The 19,189-nt window shown below is 68.6% G+C and carries 13 protein-coding genes; 7 read left to right on the top strand and 6 right to left on the bottom strand.

The genetic code is table 11. The features are described 5' to 3' along the window. Nucleotides 1-326: 326 nt before the first annotated feature. The 3 genes from tldD to WT26_RS06945 form a co-directional block, all read right to left on the bottom strand. Nucleotides 327-1,793 carry a metalloprotease TldD gene (gene tldD, locus WT26_RS06935; RefSeq protein ID WP_059528967.1) on the bottom strand — a complete coding sequence of 489 codons (1,467 nt, stop codon included), beginning with the start codon at nucleotides 1,791-1,793 and terminating at the stop codon, nucleotides 327-329. Nucleotides 1,794-1,878: 85 nt separating this feature from the next. Further along, a complete protein-coding gene (locus WT26_RS06940; protein ID WP_059528970.1) occupies nucleotides 1,879-2,706 on the bottom strand; it encodes a carbon-nitrogen hydrolase family protein in 828 nt (275 codons plus the stop codon). Between the two features lie 43 nt (nucleotides 2,707-2,749). Next, on the bottom strand, nucleotides 2,750-6,952 hold the full coding sequence (locus tag WT26_RS06945; protein WP_069272446.1) for a YhdP family protein: 4,203 nt from the start codon (nucleotides 6,950-6,952) through the stop codon (nucleotides 2,750-2,752). Nucleotides 6,953-7,140: 188 nt separating this feature from the next. Here WT26_RS06945 and glnE point away from each other — a divergent pair, with 188 nt between their 5' ends. Continuing rightward, nucleotides 7,141-9,963 carry a bifunctional [glutamate--ammonia ligase]-adenylyl-L-tyrosine phosphorylase/[glutamate--ammonia-ligase] adenylyltransferase gene (gene glnE, locus WT26_RS06950; protein ID WP_069273705.1) on the top strand — a complete coding sequence of 941 codons (2,823 nt, stop codon included), beginning with the start codon at nucleotides 7,141-7,143 and terminating at the stop codon, nucleotides 9,961-9,963. Nucleotides 9,964-10,076: 113 nt separating this feature from the next. On the opposite strand, the gene recN is transcribed toward glnE, so the two are convergent. Then, entirely contained in the window at nucleotides 10,077-11,726 is a 1,650-nt protein-coding gene (recN, locus tag WT26_RS06955; protein ID WP_021162220.1) for a DNA repair protein RecN, read from the bottom strand. A gap of 19 nt (nucleotides 11,727-11,745) precedes the next feature. Next, nucleotides 11,746-12,648 (bottom strand): NAD kinase, encoded by a 903-nt coding sequence (locus WT26_RS06960; protein WP_059528978.1) that lies wholly within the window; start codon nucleotides 12,646-12,648, stop codon nucleotides 11,746-11,748. 131 nt (nucleotides 12,649-12,779) lie between these two features. Here WT26_RS06960 and hrcA point away from each other — a divergent pair, with 131 nt between their 5' ends. From hrcA to WT26_RS06975, 3 genes are all read left to right on the top strand, one after another. Then, nucleotides 12,780-13,802 carry a heat-inducible transcriptional repressor HrcA gene (hrcA, locus tag WT26_RS06965; RefSeq protein WP_021162218.1) on the top strand — a complete coding sequence of 341 codons (1,023 nt, stop codon included), beginning with the start codon at nucleotides 12,780-12,782 and terminating at the stop codon, nucleotides 13,800-13,802. A gap of 126 nt (nucleotides 13,803-13,928) precedes the next feature. Further along, on the top strand, nucleotides 13,929-15,002 hold the full coding sequence (gene hemH, locus WT26_RS06970) for a ferrochelatase (protein WP_059664348.1): 1,074 nt from the start codon (nucleotides 13,929-13,931) through the stop codon (nucleotides 15,000-15,002). Continuing rightward, nucleotides 14,999-15,406, top strand: a complete 408-nt coding sequence (locus WT26_RS06975; protein WP_021162216.1) for an RNA-binding S4 domain-containing protein — start codon at nucleotides 14,999-15,001, stop codon at nucleotides 15,404-15,406. Before hemH ends, WT26_RS06975 begins: the two co-directional genes overlap by 4 nt. Here WT26_RS06975 and WT26_RS37970 read toward each other — a convergent pair. Beyond that, the gene (locus tag WT26_RS37970; protein WP_006476841.1) at nucleotides 15,378-15,539 is read right to left on the bottom strand and encodes a hypothetical protein; all 162 of its coding nucleotides are present in this window, start codon (nucleotides 15,537-15,539) and stop codon (nucleotides 15,378-15,380) included. The genes WT26_RS06975 and WT26_RS37970 overlap by 29 nt on opposite strands. A gap of 340 nt (nucleotides 15,540-15,879) precedes the next feature. Between WT26_RS37970 and grpE the strand changes: the two genes are divergently transcribed. From grpE to dnaK, 3 genes are all read left to right on the top strand, one after another. Then, the gene (gene grpE, locus WT26_RS06980; RefSeq protein WP_059528984.1) at nucleotides 15,880-16,425 is read left to right on the top strand and encodes a nucleotide exchange factor GrpE; all 546 of its coding nucleotides are present in this window, start codon (nucleotides 15,880-15,882) and stop codon (nucleotides 16,423-16,425) included. A 10-nt stretch (nucleotides 16,426-16,435) separates the two neighbouring features. Continuing rightward, the gene (locus WT26_RS06985; RefSeq protein WP_059528987.1) at nucleotides 16,436-16,846 is read left to right on the top strand and encodes a thioredoxin family protein; all 411 of its coding nucleotides are present in this window, start codon (nucleotides 16,436-16,438) and stop codon (nucleotides 16,844-16,846) included. Between the two features lie 147 nt (nucleotides 16,847-16,993). Next, nucleotides 16,994-18,946 carry a molecular chaperone DnaK gene (dnaK, locus tag WT26_RS06990; RefSeq protein WP_059528990.1) on the top strand — a complete coding sequence of 651 codons (1,953 nt, stop codon included), beginning with the start codon at nucleotides 16,994-16,996 and terminating at the stop codon, nucleotides 18,944-18,946. Nucleotides 18,947-19,189 lie beyond the last annotated feature (243 nt).

Here is a 19,189-nt window from a genome sequence, read left to right on the forward strand (position 1 = left end):
TCAGTGATTTCGGTCGGGGCCGCGGAACCGCTGCGGCGGCGACCGGGTGGCGAAGGGCGAAAAAAAACCGCCGGGTTCGCCGGCGGTTTTTCGGGAATTTCGGTTGCGCTTTACGCGCCATCAACCCTCTCGATCCGCCAGCGGTCTGAGATACCAAAAAAAGTAAAAGTAAAACTTGGCGGACATGACGGAGATTCGGTTCGTCAAAAAAGTTGATTCGGAATTTATACCCCGTCGCCGGGCGGCTGGCAACCGGGAAACGTCGAAAATGCGGACATTCCGCGCGTTTTCTTCAAAATGCGCGGAATGTCTGCGCCGCGATGCGGTTATGCCGTACCGCCGACCGTCATCTTGTCGATCCGCAGGGTCGGCTGGCCGACGCCGACCGGCACGCTCTGGCCTTCCTTGCCGCATACGCCGACACCCGTGTCGAGCGACATGTCGTTGCCGATCATGCTCACGTACTTCAGCGATTCGGGGCCGCTGCCGATCAGCGTCGCGCCCTTCACCGGGTAGGTGATCTTGCCGTTCTCGATCATGTACGCCTCGGACGCCGAGAACACGAACTTGCCGTTCGTGATGTCGACCTGGCCGCCGCCGAAGTTCACCGCGTACAGGCCGTTCTTCACCGATGCGATGATTTCCTGCGGATCCTTGTCGCCGTTCAGCATGTACGTGTTCGTCATGCGCGGCATCGGCAGCGCCGCGTACGATTCGCGCCGCGCGTTGCCCGTGACCGGCATCTTCATCAGGCGCGCGTTCAGCGTGTCCTGGATGTAGCCCTTCAGGATGCCGTCCTCGATCAGCGTCGTGCACTGCGTCGGGTTGCCTTCGTCGTCGATGTTCAGCGAGCCGCGGCGGTTCGGCAGCGTGCCGTCGTCGACCACCGTCACGCCCTTCGCGGCGACCTGCTCGCCGATCCGGCCCGCGAACGCGGACGAACCCTTGCGGTTGAAGTCGCCCTCGAGGCCGTGGCCGATCGCCTCGTGCAGCAGCACGCCCGGCCAGCCCGGCCCGAGCACGACCGTCATCGCGCCGGCCGGCGCGGGGCGTGCGTCGAGATTCACGAGCGCCGCATGCACGGCGTCGTCGACGTAGCGGGACAGCACGTCGTCGGTGAAGTAGCCGTAGTCGAAGCGGCCGCCGCCGCCGCCGGAGCCGATCTCGCGGCGGCCGTTCTGCTCGGCGATCACCGTGACCGACACGCGTACGAGCGGGCGGATGTCGGCCGCGAGCGCGCCGTCGCTGCGTGCGACCAGCACGACGTCGTATTCGCCGGCGAGGCCCGCCATCACCTGCGTGATGCGCGGGTCGCGGCCGCGCGCCATCTGCTCGATGCGCTCGAGCAGCTTGACCTTGGCCGTCGCGTCGAGCGACGCGAGCGGATCGGACGGCAGGTACAGGTCGCGGCCCGAGATGCCCTTCAGCGACGTGGCCGCCTTGATCTTCTGGCGGCCGCCGCCGGCCGCCGCGATCGCCTTGGTGGCCGCGGCCGCCTGCGCGATCGCTTCCGGGGACAGGTCGTCCGAGTACGCGAACGCGGTGCGGTCGCCCGCGACAGCACGCACGCCGACGCCCTGGTCGATGCTGAAGCTGCCCGATTTGACGATGCCTTCCTCGAGGCTCCACGCTTCGCTGCGGGTCGCCTGGAAGTACAGGTCCGCGTAGTCGACGCGATGCGTGAAGATGTCGGCGATCGTGCGCGTGAGCAGGCTTTCGTCGAGGCCGTACGGCGTGAGCAGGATGTCCTTCGCCAGCGCGAGGTTGCGGATGCCGGGTTCGATGATGTTCATGCGGATATCGGGGTTTCTCAAAAAGTTGTCGGGTGCTTCTGGGCAGATGGGTTGGCCGCGCGGTGTTTCAAGCGGGGCGGCGGATTCAGGTCAGCACGCGGTGCCGCCACGCGGGCAGGCTCTGGCGCACGTCGGCGATGCGCTGCGGATCGAGCGCGCCGAGCACGACGCTTGCGCCCACGTCGCGCACCGCGACGATCTCGCCCCACGGGTCGATCAGCATGCTGTGTCCCCAGGTGCGCCGGCCGTTCTCGTGCTTGCCGCCTTGCGCGGCCGCGAGCACGTAGCACTGGTTCTCGACGGCCCGCGCGCGCAGCAGCGTTTCCCAGTGTGCGCGGCCCGTCGTATACGTAAACGCCGACGGTACGACGATCAGCGCGCAGTCGCCCATCCTGCGATACAGCTCCGGAAAGCGGAGATCGTAACAGACGGACAGGCCGACCCGCCCGAACGGCGCGTCGAACGCGACGACCGTATCGCCCGCGCGGATCGTGCGCGCCTCGTCGAACGACTCGTCGCCTTTCTCGAAGTTGAACAGGTGGATCTTGTCGTAGCGCGCGGCTTCGTTGCCGGACGGATCGAACACGAGCGTCGTGTTGAGCACGCGGTCGGGCTCCGGAGCCTTCAGCGGCAGCGTGCCGCCGATCACCCAGATGCGGTGGCGGCGCGCGGCGTCGGCGAGGAAACGCTGGATCGGGCCGTCCTGGTAGGGTTCGGCGAGCGCGAGCTTGTCGGTGTCGCGGTGGCCCATGAAGCAGAAGTATTCGGGCAGCAGCACGAGCTGCGCGCCTTCGCCGGCGGCTTCCGCGATCAGGCGGCGCGCCTCGGCGAGATTGCGCGCGACGTCCGGCGTGCTCACCATCTGCAGCGCGGCGACCTGGAAGGGCGTGGCGGAACGGGTGTGGTCGGTCATCGCTGGATCGGTTGCGTCATAAATGGGGTGCGGCCCGTGCGACTCAGGGATTCGGCGTGCCGGCCGCGTCGTGATTCATCTTACCCTGATCGCCCCGCACCCGCTCGATGTGCGGGTGCGCCCACGAGCCGGTGATCGCGTAGTCGAGCGCGAACGCGCGCGACAGCGTCTCCGACAGCGCGTAGTTCGCGGCCAGCACGCCGACGCCGAGCAGCGGGTTGATGATGGCCGCCCCGATCGCGGCCGCGCCCGCGCTGATTTTCGGCGAGACGTGCGCGTGCAGGTCCTGCGTCTCCGCGCCGAGGTCGACCGAGCCCTTCAGCGTGACCTTCGCGGGCGGCGTCGTCATCTCGAAATCGTCGGTGCGGGCGATCCCGTTCGAGATCCGGCCGGTGCCCGTGATCTTGTCGAACGGCAGCCCCTTGCCGATCACGTCGCGGAAATTCAGCGTCAGGAAGCGCGCGAGGCTCTGCAGGCTCAGCACGCCGAGGAGCTTCGCCGCGCCCGGATCGACCTTCAGGATCTGGCCGTGTTCGAGGTCGAGCGCGATCTGGCCGCCGAGCGACGGCAGGTCGACCGCGGTCGGGCCGCCGCGCCAGCCGACCTTGCCGGTGACCGTGCCGTGACCGTCCGCGAGCGTGCGCGGCAGGCCGACGCGGTCGAGCAGCGCGCCGGCGTTGTCGATGTCGAGCTTGAAGTCGAACACGGTGCGGCGCGGCGCATCGTTTTCATCGGCGCCGCGCGCGAGTGCGCGGCGCGACGTGCGCCAGTTGCCGGTCGCCGTCAGCTTCGCGGCCGGGTTCGACAGTTCCAGCTTGTCGAGCTGCCAGACCGGCGTGCCGGCTTCGTCGATGTTGCGCGCGTTGACGACGAGGCGGCCGATGTCGTGGTTGCGCGCGACGACCTGGTCGACGATCAGGTCGATCGACGGCATCGGGCGGTCGGTCGGCGTCGGCAGGTTCATCGCGCGGCCGACCAGATCGTGCTGCGCGCTGTCGGGCACCACGAGCTTCGCAAGCCGCGCGTTCAGCACGCCCGCGCCGTTGTGGCCGCCGCCCGGCGCCCATGACAGGTAGCCCGACACCTGGTTCGACGCGATGTTCGCCTGCCAGAGCTCGTCGACGTGCGACGCGCCGACGATCACGTTTTCCCAGTTGCGCTTGAGCAGCTTCAGCGTGCCGAAATGGAACGCGAAACGCTTCGGCGCGAAGCTCGCGACATCGACGCGCGGCGCGGCTTGCGGCTCCTGCGCGCGCGGCGTGTCGGGCTTCAGCGTACGGGCCAGCGCGAGCCACGCATCGGCGTCCAGTTCGTTGACGTCGACGGCCGCGCTCACGCCGTCCTGCGGCATGTCGGGCATCCGGTGGACGCCCATCGCGCCGCGCACCGCGCGCAGCGGCTGGCCGCGCGTCGCGTCGAGCAGGTAGGTCGCCGATACGGGGCCGAGCGTCAGGTCGGCGTGCTCGAGGCGCTTGCCGTCCGCCTGCGGCGCCGGCTGCAGCGTGAAGCTGAACGGCATCGGCGTGCCGGCCGGTTTTGCGAACGGCGCGGGGAAATTCAGTGCCACGCCGGTCAGGTCGGAATGCGCGCTGATGTCGGGCAGGCGGCCCGGCGCGCCGCGCACGGCGACCTTGTACGGTGCGTCGCCGACCACGTGCTCGAGCAGCGCGGCCGCCGGGCCGTGCAGGTTCAGGCCGCGCGTGGCGTCGAGCGCGAGCCGGCCGTCGACGTCCACCGTGTACGGGCCGTGCGACTGGAAGTTGCCGTTCGCGCGCACCGGGCCGCCGAGGAAGCGCCCCGACAGGTCGTGCAGCGACGCGCCGGCCTCGGTGAACCGGACACTGCCGCGCAGCGCGGACAGCGGCGGCACGCCGCTGGTCGTCAGCGTGTTGCCGCCGAACGCGAGCGCGCCTTCGATGTGCGTGTGCGGGTGCGCGACGTGCTGCGGAATCGTGATCTTGAGCGCGAGCGACGCGGGCCCTTGCGCATCGATCCGCTGGCCGATATGCCCGCTCATCGTGCCGAGCGAGCTGTTGTCCGCGTAGTCGATCAGGTCGGCGAGCGGGCCCTGCGCATGGCCGTCGATGACGAGCGGCGAGTGGCTCGGGTTGCCGAGATCGTCGATGCGGCCCGCGACCTTCGTCAGCGCGACGCGCTTGTAGTGCGCACGGTCGATGTCGAAGCGCAGCTTGTTCTGCGCGAGCTCGAACACGCCGTCGATCCCGTCGAGCGCCGGCCAGACGCTCGGCGTGCCGTTCGCGAGCTTGCGCGGCGGATACGGCGTCGGCTCGAAGCGGCCGCCGGTAAACGGCGCGACGATGTGGAACACGCCGGCGTCCGGCTCGTGTTCGAACGGGAACTTCTCGAGCGGGCCGCGGGCGACGATCGACGCGCCCTTGGTCACCTGGCCGGCCTGCAGCGCGTGGCCGAGATAGTCGCGCAGGTGTTCGGACATCCCGGTCGGCAGGTAGCGCGGAATGCGCGCCACCGACGCGCGGGCGAAATCGGCGCGCAGGTCGAGCGAGCCGCGGCCGTGGCCGGGGTTCGTGTACGAGCCGGACACCGCGATTTCGGCATCGGGGTTCGAGACGAGCAGGTCGGGCAGCGCCACGTCGACGCGCGCATGCTTTTCGCCGGCCGCGGGCGTGATCGTCCATCTGGCGTTGCCGCGCAACCGGTCGAACGTCAGGCGCGGCTCGTCGAATTCACCGGGTACCGTGACGGCCGCGTTGACCGTATCGAAATGCGCGCTGCCGCCCGTCTCGTTCGCATCGACGCGGCCCCACAGGTTCTCGACGCCCGGCCAGCCGGCCCGCGGGTGGCCGCGCGGCGACAGGCCGGGCGGCGGCTCCTGCGCGGCGAAGCTGATGCCCTGCAGGTCGCCGAGGAAGCGGTAGCGGACGATCGGCGCGGCGCCCATGCGCCGCTCCTCGTCGGCGAGGTCGGCCCGCGCAGGCTTCGCGCGTTCGACCTCGATGTGATAGTTCGACATCATCCCGCGCGGGTCGATCTTGATCAGCTCGTTGCGCAGGCGTGCCGGCAGCGGCAGCCCGCGAATGAACTCGCTGAGGATGCCGAGATCGACGCGGTCGCCGGCCACGCTGATCAGTTGCCCCTGGCTCGCGGATGGCACCCGGTAGCGCGCGGTGAGCGTCGCCATGCCGAGCGAGCGGGCGAGCGGTGTGCCGTCCGGCAGCGGCGGCTGGCCGAGTTCCGCGTTGAAGCGCGTCAGGTGCAGCGTGTAGTCGTGGCCGGCATCGAGCTTCATGTCCCAGCCGAAGCCGACCGTCGGCACGTCGAGCCGCGGCTGCGTCGGGCGCACGCGCAGCGCGACGTCCGCGCCCTGCAGGTCGCCGCCCGCCGAATGCAGGTGGCCGTCGCTGAAGGTGGCCCAGATCGCGTTGTCGATCCGGCCCGCGTGGATCGTGAGCGGCATGTTCACGTAGCGGGCGAGAGTAGGCAGGTCGACCGGGCCCGTCGACAGATACGCGTCGCCCGACCAGTTCGACGGCTTGCCGACCGGCGCGAGCGGCTTGTGCCTGAAGCGCGCGCGGAAATCGAGCGGGCCGAGCAGCAGCGTGCCGTTCGCGGGCGCCTGCAGCGCGGCCTTGTGCACGCGGCCGTCGTTGAGCACCGCGAGCCGGATGCCCGACAGCACGAGCTCCGGCGCGTCGTGCTGCGCGTCGCGCCAGCGCAGCGTGCCGCCGCGCAGCACGATCGCTTCCTGCTTCAGCAGCCACGTGCCGAACGTGTCGTCGTTGCCGCCGTGCGTGGTTGCCACGCCGACCCCGGCGATGAACAGCTCGCCGTCCGCGGTGCGCTCGACGACGAGGTCGGGCTGGTCGACGATCAGGCTCGACAGCGCGGGCGACAGCCGCAGCAGCGACATCCACGACAGCGCGGCCGTTGCATGCGGCACGGACAGCGCGACCTTGCCGTCGTGGCCGCGGATCGTCAGGTTCGTGAGTTCGACGCCCGGCTGCATGCCGGACCAGTTCGGGGAAAGCTTGCCGATCGAAAGCTGTGCGTGGAGCTTGTCGGACACCGCGCGCTCGATGCGCGGGCGGAATTCGTCGATGCGGGGCAGCAGCACGTAGCGCAGCCCGAGGAACGCGCCGGCCGCGACGAAGTAGGTGCCGATCCCGACTGCCAGCGTCACCCGGAACACGCGGCGCAGGACCGGATGATCGTGCTTCGGAGGTCCCGCTTCGGGCGCAGCTACGGCGGATTCCTGACGGTCGGACATGCGGCGGACGGGCGGCGATATGGTAGTTTTGCAGACTGACGTTGAAATGTATCACACGGGTTCGTGCCGGCGGCCGTTGCGGCAGCGCGGCACGGGCCTTCCGGCGCGCGATCGTGCACCTGCCGCGCTCGCGGCAGCGCGTGCACGTTCCCCATGTCGCCCGATTCTTGCGCAAGGCCCGCTTCTCGATGACCGACGCTTCCGCCCTGATCAGCACGTCCTATTCCCGATACCTGGCGCGCGCGGTCGCGGCGCGCCCCGCGCTTGCCGGCCGGATCGCCGCGTGGGCGGCCGCCCCCTTGTCCCGCGCGCAGCTCGAAACGCGGCTCGACGAGCTGCTCGCGGCGCTCGCCGGAGCGGCCGCGCCGACCGAGGACCAGTTCAAGAAGGCGCTCCGCCAGTTGCGCGCCGAGGCGTTCGGCGCGGTCGCGGAACGCGACCTGCGCGGGCTGGCGGACGTCGCCGAGGTCACGGGCGCGATGACCGATCTCGCCGAAGTGGCCGTGCAGCGCTCGCTCGCGCTGCTGTCGGCCGAGCTCGAGGCGCTCTACGGCGAGCCGCGCGGCGCCGACGGCCAGCGCGTCGTGCTCGGCGTGGTCGGGATGGGCAAGCTCGGCGGCCGCGAGCTGAACGTGTCGTCGGACATCGACCTGATCTTCGTCTACGAGGACGACGGCGAAACGACCGGCGGCGCGCGTTCGCCGCTGTCCACGCAGGAATACTTCACGCGGCTCGGCCGGCGCCTGATCGGCGTGCTGTCCGAGGTCACGGCCGACGGCTACGTGTTTCGCGTCGACATGCGGCTGCGTCCGAACGGCGATTCGGGGCCGCTCGTCTGCAGCCTCGGGATGCTCGAGGAGTATTTCTACGTGCAGGGGCGCGAGTGGGAGCGCTATGCGTGGATCAAGGGGCGGCTCGTGTCGGAAGGCGACAGCGACGCGGCGCGACGGCTGGAGTCGCAGCTCGAGTCGATCGTCAAGCCGTTCGTGTATCGCCGCTATCTCGATTTCGGCGTGATCGGCGCGATCCGTTCGCTGCACCAGCAGATCCGGCAGGAAGCCGCGCGCCGCGCGTCGATGCGGCCCGACAAGTCCGACGACATCAAGCTCGGGCGCGGCGGGATCCGCGAGATCGAATTCAGCGCGCAGGTATTCCAGCTGATCCGGGGCGGCCAGGATGCGGAATTCCGCGTGCGGCCCACGCTCGCGGTGCTGCGCCATGCGCAGGCGCGCGGGCTGATCGGCGAGGACGTGCGCGCGCGCCTGGCCGATGCCTACAACTTCCTGCGCACGCTCGAGCACCGGCTGCAGTACCGCAACGACGCGCAGACGCACGCGATGCCGGTCGAGCCGGACGAGCGCGCGGCGCTGGCCGCGTCGCTCGGCTTTGCCGACTACGCGGCGCTGATGACGGCGCTGGATGAACACCGCAATTTCGTCGAAGCGCAGTTCGACCAGATCTTCGCCGACAAGGTCAGCGGCGGGCCATGCGGGGCCGCCGACGACAGCGAGGCGGCCTGGATCTGGAGCGGCGCGCTGGCCGACGACGGCACGGACGATACGCTGGCGGCCCGTCTGGAAAGCCTCGGCTTCGGCGATCCGCAGGCCGTGCTGACGCGCCTGCGCGCGATCTGGCAATCGTCGCGCTACACGGGCCTGCCGGAAAAGAGCCGGCAGCGCTTCGACAGCGTCGCGCAGCGGGCGCTCGAGGCCGCGCCGGGCATCGACGCCGCGCGCCGCGACGACACGATCGTGCGCCTGTTCGACCTGCTCGAGACGGTCAGCCGCCGTGGCGTCTATCTCGCGCTGCTGACCGAATATCCGGCCGCGCTCGACCGCGTGCTGTCGGTGCTCGGCGCGACGCGCTGGGGCGGCGGCTACCTGATCCGCCACCCGCAACTGCTCGACGAGCTGCTCGACGACGAGGCGATCGCGAGCCCGTTCGACTGGCCTGCGTTCAAGGACGCGTTGCGCGCGCGCCTCGCGGCGGCCGACGGCCCCGAGCAGCAGATGGACCTGCTGCGGCACGCGCAGCACGCGGAGGTGTTCCGGATCCTGCTGATCGACCTGGCCGGGCAGCTGTCGGTCGAGCACGTGAGCGACCGGCTGTCCGAGCTGGCCGATGCCGTGCTCGACGTGACGATCGAAGTCGTCTGGTCCCAGCTCGCGAAGCGCCATCGCGACGTGCCGAAGTTCGCGGTGATCGCGTACGGCAAGCTGGGCGGCAAGGAGCTCGGCTATGCATCGGATCTCGACCTGATCTTCCTGTACGACGACGCCGACGAACGTTCGGCGGACGTCTACACGACCTTCACGCGGCGGCTCATCACGTGGCTGACCACGGCGACCGGGGCCGGCGCGCTGTTCGACATCGACCTGCGGCTGCGGCCGAACGGCGAGGCCGGGCTGCTCGTCACCGATCTCGATGCGTTCCGCCGCTACCAGCTGCGCGAGGGCGATGCCGCCAATACCGCGTGGGTCTGGGAGCACCAGGCACTGACGCGCGCCCGCTACAGCGCGGGCGACGCGCAGATCGGCGCGGACTTCGAGGCGATCCGCCAGCAGGTGCTGACGACGCCGCGCGACGGCAGCGTGCTCGCGCAGGAGATCGTCGACATGCGCGGCAAGGTGTTTGCCGGCCACCCGAACCAGACCGAGCTGTTCGACCTGAAGCACGATCGCGGCGGGATGGTCGACATCGAATTCATCGTCCAGTACTGGGTGCTGCTGCATGCGTCGAGCGACGCCGAGCTGATCCGCAACACGGGCAACATCGCGCTGCTGCGCGAGGTCGCGCGCTTCGGGCTGATGGGCGAGGACGAGGCCGAGCGCGTCGGCGCGGCCTACCGGAAGTACCGGAAGCTGCAGCACAAGCTGCGGCTCGACGGGATGGAGAAGGCGCGGGTCGATCCGGCCGTGGTGGCCGACGAGCGGGCCGCCGTGACGGCGCTGTGGGCGCGCGTGTTCCGGGTGGCAGGGACTGACGGCGGTTCGGCTGATACGAGCGCCTGAACGCGGTTGGGGGCCGAATGTCGAAGCCCCGGCTTGTAGTGCTGGCCCGCGGCCGAATCTGAATCCGGGATCGAGCCCCGAGCCCCAACCGCTTTGCGCGGCAGAGCGGCCCGTCAGGCCGCCAGCATTTCCTTCGCGTGCTTGCGCGTCGTGGCCGTGATCTCGAGTCCGCCGAGCATCCGCGCGACTTCCTCGATCCGGTTGGCGCGGTCGAGCGCGACGACCGTCGACACCGTGCCGCCGCGCTCGTCGGCGCCCTTCGCGACCTGGAAGTGGTGGTCGCCGCGCGCGGCGACCTGCGGTAGGTGCGTCACGCACAGCACCTGGCGATCGCGCCCGAGCTGGTGCAGCAGGCGGCCGACCACTTCGGCGACGCCGCCGCCGATCCCCGTATCGACTTCGTCGAAGATCAGCGTCGGCGTCGGGCTCGCCGCGCTTGCGATCACCGCGAGCGCGAGGCTGATCCGCGCGAGTTCGCCGCCCGACGCCACCTTCGCGAGCGGCCGCAGCGGCACGCCGGGGTGGCCGGCGACCCGGAATTCGACCTGCTCGAGCCCGTGCGGGCCGCCGTCGGCGAGCGGGACGAGCGCGACTTCGAAGCTTCCGCCCGCCATCGACAGTTCCTGCATGCCGGCCGTGACGGCCGTGCCGAGCGCCTTCGCGGCCTGCGCGCGCGCCTTCGACAGATGCCTGGCATCGGCGAGGTAGGCTTCCCGCGCCTTGGCCTGCGTCGCCTCGAGCGCACCGAGATCGGCGGCCGCGTCGAGCGCGGCGAGCTGCGCGCGGCGTGCCGCGTGTTCTTCGTGCAGCGTGTCGGGCGGCAACCGGAACTTGCGGGCGGTCGAGTGCAGCGCATCGAGGCGCGTTTCGACCTGCGCGAGCCGCTCGGGATCGAGATCGACGCGCTGCGCATAGTGCGACAGCGAGTAGACGGCTTCCTGCAGCTGGATCTCGGCCGGTTCGAGCGACGCGAGCGCGTCGCCGAGCGCGGTGTCGTAGTCGGCGAGGCTGCGCAGCTTCGACACGATCGCGCCGAGCTGCGCGAGCATCGCGTCGTCGGCCTCGGACAACGCGTTGAGTGCGCCGCGCACGCCGTCGATCAGGTTCGCCGAATGCGACAGGCGCTTGTGCTCGTTGCTGACTTCGTCCCATTCGCCGGGCTGCGGCGCGAGCTTGTCGAGCTCGGCGAGCTGCCACGCGAGCTTTTCGCGTTCGAGCTGCAGCTCCCGCTCGTGCGCCTTCGCGGCCTCGATCGCCTGTGTCGCGTCGCGCCACACGCGCCACGCGCGCGCGACGTTCGCCGCATCGGCGACGAGCCCCGCGTGCGTGTCGAACAGCTCGCGCTGCGCGTCGGGCCGCATCAGCAGCTGGTGCGCATGCTGGCCGTGGATGTCGACGAGCATTTCGCCGAGCTCACGCAGCTGCGCGAGCGTCGCGCTGGTGCCGTTGATGAACGCGCGCGACCGGCCGTTCGCGTCGATCACGCGGCGCAGCATCACGGTGTCCTCGGTGTCGAACGCGTGTTCGTCGAGCCAGCGCGCGACGCGGTCGTGCGGCGTGAATTCGGCGGTGATGTCGGCGCGGCCGCAGCCGGTGCGCACGACGCTCGCGTCGGCACGTTCGCCGAGCGCGAGGGCGAGGGCGTCGATCAGGATCGATTTCCCGGCGCCGGTTTCACCGGAAAAGACGGAAAAGCCGCTGTCGAATTCGAGATCGAGCGCGGCGACGATGACGAAGTCGCGGATCGAGAGGTGGCGGAGCATGGTGTCGGGCGGAGCGGCGTCAGGACGCCTTGTCGTCTTCGTTCGAGGCGTGTTCGTTCCAGTGCAGCTTCTTGCGCAGCGTCGAGAAATAGCTGTAGCCGATCGGGTGCAGGAACGGCACCGTGTGCTTCGAGCGGCGCACCTCGATCGTGTCGTTCAGTTCGAGCGACGTGAACGACTGCATGTCGAAGTTCACGTTGACGTCGCGCCCGCCGACGATCTGGATCGCGATCTTCGAATCGTCGGGCAGCACGATCGGCCGGTTCGACAGCGCGTGCGGCGCGATCGGCACGAGCACGATGCCCTGCAGCTGCGGATGGAGGATCGGGCCGGCCGACGACAGCGCGTAAGCGGTCGAGCCGGTCGGCGTGGCGACGATCAGGCCGTCCGAGCGCTGGTTGTACATGTACCGGCCGTCGACCGACGCGCGCAGCTCGACCATGCCGGAGAAGCCGCTGCGGTTCACGACCACGTCGTTGAACGCGAGCGCGTGGTAGATCGGTTCGCCGTCGCGCATGATCCGGGCCTCGAGCAGCGAGCGCTCCTCGCGCTCGAACTTGCCCGACAGGATCACCGGGACGAGCGCCTGCATGTCGGCCGCCGCGATATCGGTGATGAAGCCGAGCCGACCGTGGTTGATCCCGATCAGCGGTGTCTTGTACGGCGCGAGCTGACGGCCGATGCCGAGCATCGTCCCGTCGCCGCCCAGTACGACCGCCACGTCGGCGCGCGCCCCGATTTCGGCAGGGGTCAGCGCCGGGTAGCCGGTGATGCCGATCTCGCGCGCGGTCTCGGCTTCGAAGACGACCTCGAAGCCCCGCTTGGCGATGCAGGCGGCCAGCGTGGCGAGCGGCTCGGCGATGTTCGGCGTGTTGCTCCGGCCGACGAGCGCGACAGTGTTGAACTGATTACCGGTTTTCATGCCGGCATTACACCATAGCTCGTTGACGAAAAGAACCGGCTGTGCGCTGACGGGGCCGGATCGGGCCGGCCCGCGCATCGGTGGCCGACGCCACTCGCCGCGGTCGCGCGGTTGCGCTAAAATTTTCCACCATGCTAGATCCTCGCGCACGAACCCTCCTGAAAACCCTGATCGAACGGTATATCGCCGACGGTCAGCCAGTCGGATCGCGCACGTTGTCCCGTTACTCCGGGCTCGAGCTGAGCCCGGCGACGATCCGCAACGTGATGTCCGACCTGGAGGAGCTCGGCCTCGTGTCGAGCCCGCACACGTCGGCCGGCCGCGTGCCGACGCCGCGTGGCTACCGGCTGTTCGTCGACACGATGCTGACGGTCGAGGTGCCGATCGACGCCGAGGCCGTCGCACGGCAGGTGCAGAACACGCTGCAGGCCGGCGAGCCGCAGCAGCGCGTCGTGGCGGCCGCCGCGAGCGTGCTGTCGAACCTGTCGCAGTTCGCGGGCGTCGTGCTGACGCCGCGCCGCAGCCACGTGTTCAAGCAGATCGAGTTCATGCGCCTGTCGGACAAGCGCATCCTGCTGATCATCGTGACGCCCGAGGGCGACGTGCAGAACCGGATGCTCGCGACGCCGCGCGACTACTCGCCGTCGCAACTGACCGAGGCGTCCAACTACATCAACGCGCATTTCGCCGGACTGTCGTTCGACGAGGTGCGCCGCCGCCTGCGCGACGAGATCGACCAGTTGCGCGGCGACATGACCACGCTGATGCATGCGGCCGTGACGGCCAGCACCGAGGTGCCCGACACCGAGGACACCGTGCTGATTTCCGGCGAGCGCAACCTGCTCGAGGTGGCGGATCTGTCGTCCGACATGGCCCGGCTGCGCAAGCTCTTCGACGTATTCGACCAAAAGACGGGCCTCCTGCAACTGCTCGACGTGTCGAGCCACGCCCAGGGCGTGCAGATCTTCATCGGCGGCGAATCGACGCTCGTGCCGATCGAGGAAATGAGCGTCGTGACCGCCCCTTACGAGGTGAACGGGCAGATCGTCGGCACGCTCGGCGTGATCGGCCCGACCCGCATGGCGTACAACCGCGTGATCCCGATCGTCGACATCACCGCGCGGCTGCTGTCGCTCACGCTGAGCCAGCAATAACCGGTCCCGCCATCGTGCCGCGGCGCGCTGCGCGCCGCAATCGGCCGAACGGCCAGTCACCCCTTGCAGGACGGCCCGCTATAATTGAGAGCCGTCCGGTCCCGTGCCCCGAGCACGTTCTTGCCCATGCGTTTCGATCTTGAGCCGCCTTCGAGTATCGCGGCCGCCCATCGCATCGGCGTGCTGCTGATCAATCTCGGCACGCCCGATGCGCCCACGCCGCGTGCCGTGCGGCGCTATCTGGCCGAATTCCTGTCGGATCCGCGGGTCGTCGAGATTCCGCAGGCCGTCTGGCAGGTGCTGCTGCGCACGCTGATCCTGCCGCTGCGCGGCCGCGCGTCCGCGAAGAAATACGCGGCCGTCTGGATGCCCGAGGGCTCGCCGCTGCGCGTGCATACCGTGCGCCAGACCGACGGCGTGCGGCACCTGCTCGCGTCGAACGGTTATCAAGTGCAGGTCGACTACGCGATGCGCTACGGCAGTCCGAACATTTCGCACGCGCTCGCGCAGTTCAAGCGCGGCGGCGTCGAGCGCGTACTGCTGATGCCGATGTATCCGCAATACTCGGCGTCGACCACGGCCACCGCATTCGACGCCGCATTCGGCGCGCTCGCGCGCATGCGCAACCAGCCGGAGGTGCGCACGGTGCGGCACTACGCCGACCATCCGGCCTATATCCACGCGCTGGCCGAGCAGGTGCGCCAGTATTGGGCGCAGCACGGCCGGCCGGACTTCGCGGCCGGCGACAAGCTCGTGCTGAGCTTTCACGGCGTGCCGAAGCGCACGCTCGACCTCGGCGATCCCTATCACGACCAGTGCCAGCAGACGGGCGCGCTGCTGATGGCCGCGCTCGGGCTGTCGACGACCGAGTGCCGCGTCACGTTCCAGTCGCGTTTCGGCAAGGCCGAATGGCTGCAGCCTTATACCGCGCCGACGCTGCGCGAGTTCGGCGAGGCCGGCGTACAGCGGGCCGACGTGTTCTGTCCTGGTTTCACGGCCGATTGCCTGGAGACGATCGAGGAGATCGGCATGGAAGTGCGCGACGAGTTCCTCGCCGGTGGCGGCAAGGCGTTCCACCGGATTCCGTGCCTGAACGGCGCCCCCGCGTGGATCGGCGCGCTCGGCGAGATCGTCGCCGAGAATCTGCAGGGCTGGCCGGTCAAGGCCGCGCAGCCCGAAACGGTGGGTGAGGTACGATGAATTACAAGATTTCGACCGAACCGGGCGCGAAGCTGCGCATCGACAAATGGCTGTGGGCGGCCCGGTTCTTCAAGACCCGCTCGCTCGCGACCGACGCGGTCGACAAGGGGCACGTGAAGATCGGCGGGGCTGCAGTCAAGCCGGCGAAGGAAGTGCGTGTCGGCGACGAGGTCGAAATTGCGATCGACGGCATCGTCTGGCACATTGCCGTACTCGGCGTGTGCGACGTGCGCGGGCCGGCGAGCGTCGCGCAGACGCTTTACGAGGAAACGGAAGCGGGGCGGGCCGCACGGCTCGCCGAACTGGAGCGGCGCCGCACCTATCGCGAGCCGGCGGCCGAATTGCACGGCCGGCCGACGAAGCGCGACCGGCGCATCATCGACAGATTTTCTGGTGGGAGCTGAACATCTGGTCGAACGTCGCCCGCGCGCTCCCGTATTCGGTCGTGCGGTCGGTCACGGCTCCCGACAGGCAGATGGTGGTGGTGCCGGCAATGAGTACCAGCGCGACCACCGAGATCGCAAAGGTCAGTTTCACGGTACTCCCCTCGAGAAGGGGTGAAAACGGCGCCAGGTGGAGTTCGGGCAACGGCCGGGTCAGGGTAAACGCGCTGCGCCGATGCCTGAAATGCAGTGTAGTGCAGCGTCCGGAGGCGGGCTAGTAGTCGCCGGGTAAGCGTTGTTACAGCCCGTTTCGACCGCTCGGGCGGCGGTTGCCGCGGACGGCGCGGTTGTTTCGCGGCATTGGAGAATGCCGGCGAATAACCCTCTTGAAATCGCAGTTTTCACCCTTATTTGCACCAGCAATGTGCGGTGCCGTCGACGATTCGTCAGACGGTTGCCGATTTGGCTTCAACCTCTAATCGACTTTCAGCGACATGGAAAACACGCAAGAGAACCCGTCTACCCAATCGGCCGAAGAGATCGGCAGCGAGAAGCAGGCGGCGCAAGGCGCTGCTCCCGCCGCCGAAGCAGCCGACGCGGCGCTCGCGGAGGCTCAAGCCAAGGTCGCCGAGCTGCAGGAGAGCTACCTGCGCGCGAAGGCCGAGACCGAGAACGTCCGCCGCCGCGCGCAGGACGACGTCTCGAAGGCGCACAAGTTCGCGATCGAGAGCTTCGCGGAGCACCTGCTGCCCGTGCTGGACAGCCTGGAGGCGGCCGTCAACGATACGTCCGGCGACATCGCGAAGGTGCGCGAAGGCGTCGAGCTGACGCTGCGCCAGCTGACGAGCGCACTCGAGAAGGGCCGCGTCGTCGCGATCAACCCGGTCGGCGAGAAGTTCGATCCGCACCAGCACCAGGCGATTTCGATGGTGCCGGCCGAGCAGGAGCCGAACACCGTCGTCACGGTGCTGCAGAAGGGCTACACGATCGCCGACCGCGTGCTGCGTCCGGCGCTCGTCACCGTCGCGCAGCCGAAGTAAGGGCGTCGCGATGGTGCCTGCCGGCGTCGATCCGGCCGCATTTGACGCGTTCGACATGCAGGCGCTGGACGCCGGCACGTTCGACGCGGCGATCGACGGCGCGGGAGACGCGCTTGCGGTGGTGTTCTTCTGGGGCGTCGACTGCTTCAACTGCGAGATCGCGAAGAAGGCGATGCTCGCCCAGCCCGACGCCATCCGCGCGCTGGGCTTGAAGTGGTTCCATTGCAACGTGTACGAACACCACCAGCTGGGGCGCCGCTTCGGGCTGCACGGTGTGCCGACGTGGTTCTTCTTCCACCGCGGCAAGCGGCTCGGCCGCGCGACGGGCTGGCATGGCCTCGCGCAGTTCCAGGCGGCCGTGTCGGCGGCGCGCGCGAAAATCGCGGCGGCGGGCAGCGATCCCCTAGCCGGCGGCGATTGAAAAAATTTAATATCCGCATCGCTCGGCGGGTCTTGAAAACGGGCCGGCCGGACGCATTTCGGGAACAGAGTTGAATTCTGGCGCGCGAAACCGCCCCAAAACGCGGGGTTTTGCGCAGCAAACAAGCATTTCTGGAGATTAGGAAAAATGGGAAAGATCATCGGTATTGACCTCGGCACCACGAACTCGTGCGTCGCCATCATGGAAGGCAACCAGGTCAAGGTCATCGAGAACTCGGAAGGCACGCGCACCACGCCGTCGATCATCGCCTACATGGACGACAACGAGGTGCTCGTCGGCGCGCCGGCCAAGCGTCAATCGGTGACCAACCCGAAGAACACGCTGTTCGCAGTGAAGCGCCTGATCGGCCGCCGCTTCGAAGAGAAGGAAGTCCAGAAGGACATCGGCCTGATGCCTTACAGCATCATCAAGGCCGACAACGGCGATGCATGGGTCGAAGCGCACGGCGAGAAGCTCGCGCCGCCGCAGGTTTCGGCGGAAGTGCTGCGCAAGATGAAGAAGACGGCCGAAGACTACCTCGGCGAGCCGGTCACGGAAGCCGTGATCACGGTGCCGGCGTACTTCAACGACAGCCAGCGCCAGGCAACCAAGGATGCCGGCCGCATCGCGGGCCTCGAAGTCAAGCGGATCATCAACGAGCCGACCGCAGCCGCGCTCGCGTTCGGCCTCGACAAGGCCGAGAAGGGCGACCGCAAGATCGCCGTGTATGACCTCGGCGGCGGTACGTTCGACGTGTCGATCATCGAGATCGCGGACGTCGACGGCGAAATGCAGTTCGAAGTGCTGTCGACCAACGGCGACACGTTCCTCGGCGGCGAAGACTTCGACCAGCGCATCATCGATTACATCATCGGCGAGTTCAAGAAGGAGCAGGGCGTCGACCTGTCGAAGGACGTGCTCGCGCTGCAGCGCCTGAAGGAAGCCGCTGAAAAGGCGAAGATCGAGCTGTCGTCGAGCCAGCAGACCGAAATCAACCTGCCGTACATCACGGCGGACGCGTCGGGCCCGAAGCACTTGAACCTGAAGATCACCCGCGCGAAGCTGGAAGCGCTGGTGGAAGACCTCGTCGAGCGCACGATCGAACCGTGCCGCATCGCGATCAAGGACGCAGGCGTCAAGGTGTCGGACATCGACGACGTGATCCTGGTCGGCGGCCAGACGCGCATGCCGAAGGTCATGGAGAAGGTGAAGGAGTTCTTCGGCAAGGATCCGCGTCGTGACGTGAACCCGGACGAAGCCGTCGCGGTTGGCGCGGCGATCCAGGGCCAGGTCCTGTCGGGCGACCGCAAGGACGTGCTGCTGCTCGACGTGACCCCGCTGTCGCTCGGTATCGAGACGCTCGGCGGCGTGATGACGAAGATGATCAGCAAGAACACGACGATCCCGACGAAGCACGCGCAAGTGTATTCGACGGCGGACGACAACCAGGGCGCCGTGACGATCAAGGTGTTCCAGGGCGAACGCGAAATGGCAGCCGGCAACAAGCTGCTCGGCGAGTTCAACCTCGAAGGCATCCCGCCCGCACCGCGTGGCGTGCCGCAGATCGAAGTGACCTTCGACATCGACGCGAACGGCATTCTGCACGTCGGCGCGAAGGACAAGGCGACCGGCAAGGAAAACAAGATCACGATCAAGGCGAACTCGGGTCTGTCCGAGGCTGAAATCGACCAGATGATCAAGGACGCGGAAGCGAACGCAGCGGAAGATCACAAGCTGCGCGAGCTGGCCGATTCGCGCAACCAGGGCGACGCGCTGGTCCACAGCACGAAGAAGGCGCTGACCGAGTACGGCGACAAGCTGGACGCGGGCGAGAAGGAAGCGATCGAAGCGTCGCTGAAGTCGCTCGAGGAAGTGCTGAAGGACACGTCGGCCGACAAGGCGGCGATCGACGCGAAGGTCGAGGAACTCGGCAAGGTTTCGCAGAAGCTCGGCGAAAAGATGTACGCCGACATGCAGGCCCAGCAAGCGGGTGCGGCCGGCGCAGCGGGTGCAGCGGAAGGCGCGGCCCACGCGGGCGGCACGCAACAGGCTGCCGACGATGTCGTCGACGCCGAGTTCAAGGAAGTGAAGAAGGACTAAGCCGGGTTGCCCCGGTGCCGCACGCCGCGCGCGCAACACGCGCGCGGCGCGGCTGACGGGCTGGCTGGCAAGCGGTCTGTCTTTCCTTCCGGATGGCCGGATCGACTCCACGCCTGGCGGGCTTTGCGGCCCTCCGGGCACATTTGTTTTTTGGCGGGTGCTGCGCGAGCCGTCCGCGGACGGGCGCAGCGCCAGACGAGTCGAGAGACTTTACTGCGGGCGAAAGGAGCCGCCGCGTGCGCG

This window comes from Burkholderia cepacia (assembly GCF_001718835.1).
Taxonomy (GTDB): domain Bacteria; phylum Pseudomonadota; class Gammaproteobacteria; order Burkholderiales; family Burkholderiaceae; genus Burkholderia; species Burkholderia cepacia_F.

What these genes read in the sequence shown, in the direction of transcription:
- glnE (WP_069273705.1), top strand. Translation starts at nt 7,141, where the DNA reads ATGACCGACGCTTCCGCCCTGATCAGCACGTCCTATTCCCGATACCTG.
- tldD (WP_059528967.1), bottom strand. Translation starts at nt 1,793, where the DNA reads ATGAACATCATCGAACCCGGCATCCGCAACCTCGCGCTGGCGAAGGAC.
- WT26_RS06985 (WP_059528987.1), top strand. Translation starts at nt 16,436, where the DNA reads ATGGTGCCTGCCGGCGTCGATCCGGCCGCATTTGACGCGTTCGACATG.
- WT26_RS06945 (WP_069272446.1), bottom strand. Translation starts at nt 6,952, where the DNA reads ATGTCCGACCGTCAGGAATCCGCCGTAGCTGCGCCCGAAGCGGGACCT.
- hemH (WP_059664348.1), top strand. Translation starts at nt 13,929, where the DNA reads ATGCGTTTCGATCTTGAGCCGCCTTCGAGTATCGCGGCCGCCCATCGC.
- WT26_RS06975 (WP_021162216.1), top strand. Translation starts at nt 14,999, where the DNA reads ATGAATTACAAGATTTCGACCGAACCGGGCGCGAAGCTGCGCATCGAC.
- hrcA (WP_021162218.1), top strand. Translation starts at nt 12,780, where the DNA reads ATGCTAGATCCTCGCGCACGAACCCTCCTGAAAACCCTGATCGAACGG.
- dnaK (WP_059528990.1), top strand. Translation starts at nt 16,994, where the DNA reads ATGGGAAAGATCATCGGTATTGACCTCGGCACCACGAACTCGTGCGTC.
- grpE (WP_059528984.1), top strand. Translation starts at nt 15,880, where the DNA reads ATGGAAAACACGCAAGAGAACCCGTCTACCCAATCGGCCGAAGAGATC.
- WT26_RS06960 (WP_059528978.1), bottom strand. Translation starts at nt 12,648, where the DNA reads ATGAAAACCGGTAATCAGTTCAACACTGTCGCGCTCGTCGGCCGGAGC.
- WT26_RS06940 (WP_059528970.1), bottom strand. Translation starts at nt 2,706, where the DNA reads ATGACCGACCACACCCGTTCCGCCACGCCCTTCCAGGTCGCCGCGCTG.
- recN (WP_021162220.1), bottom strand. Translation starts at nt 11,726, where the DNA reads ATGCTCCGCCACCTCTCGATCCGCGACTTCGTCATCGTCGCCGCGCTC.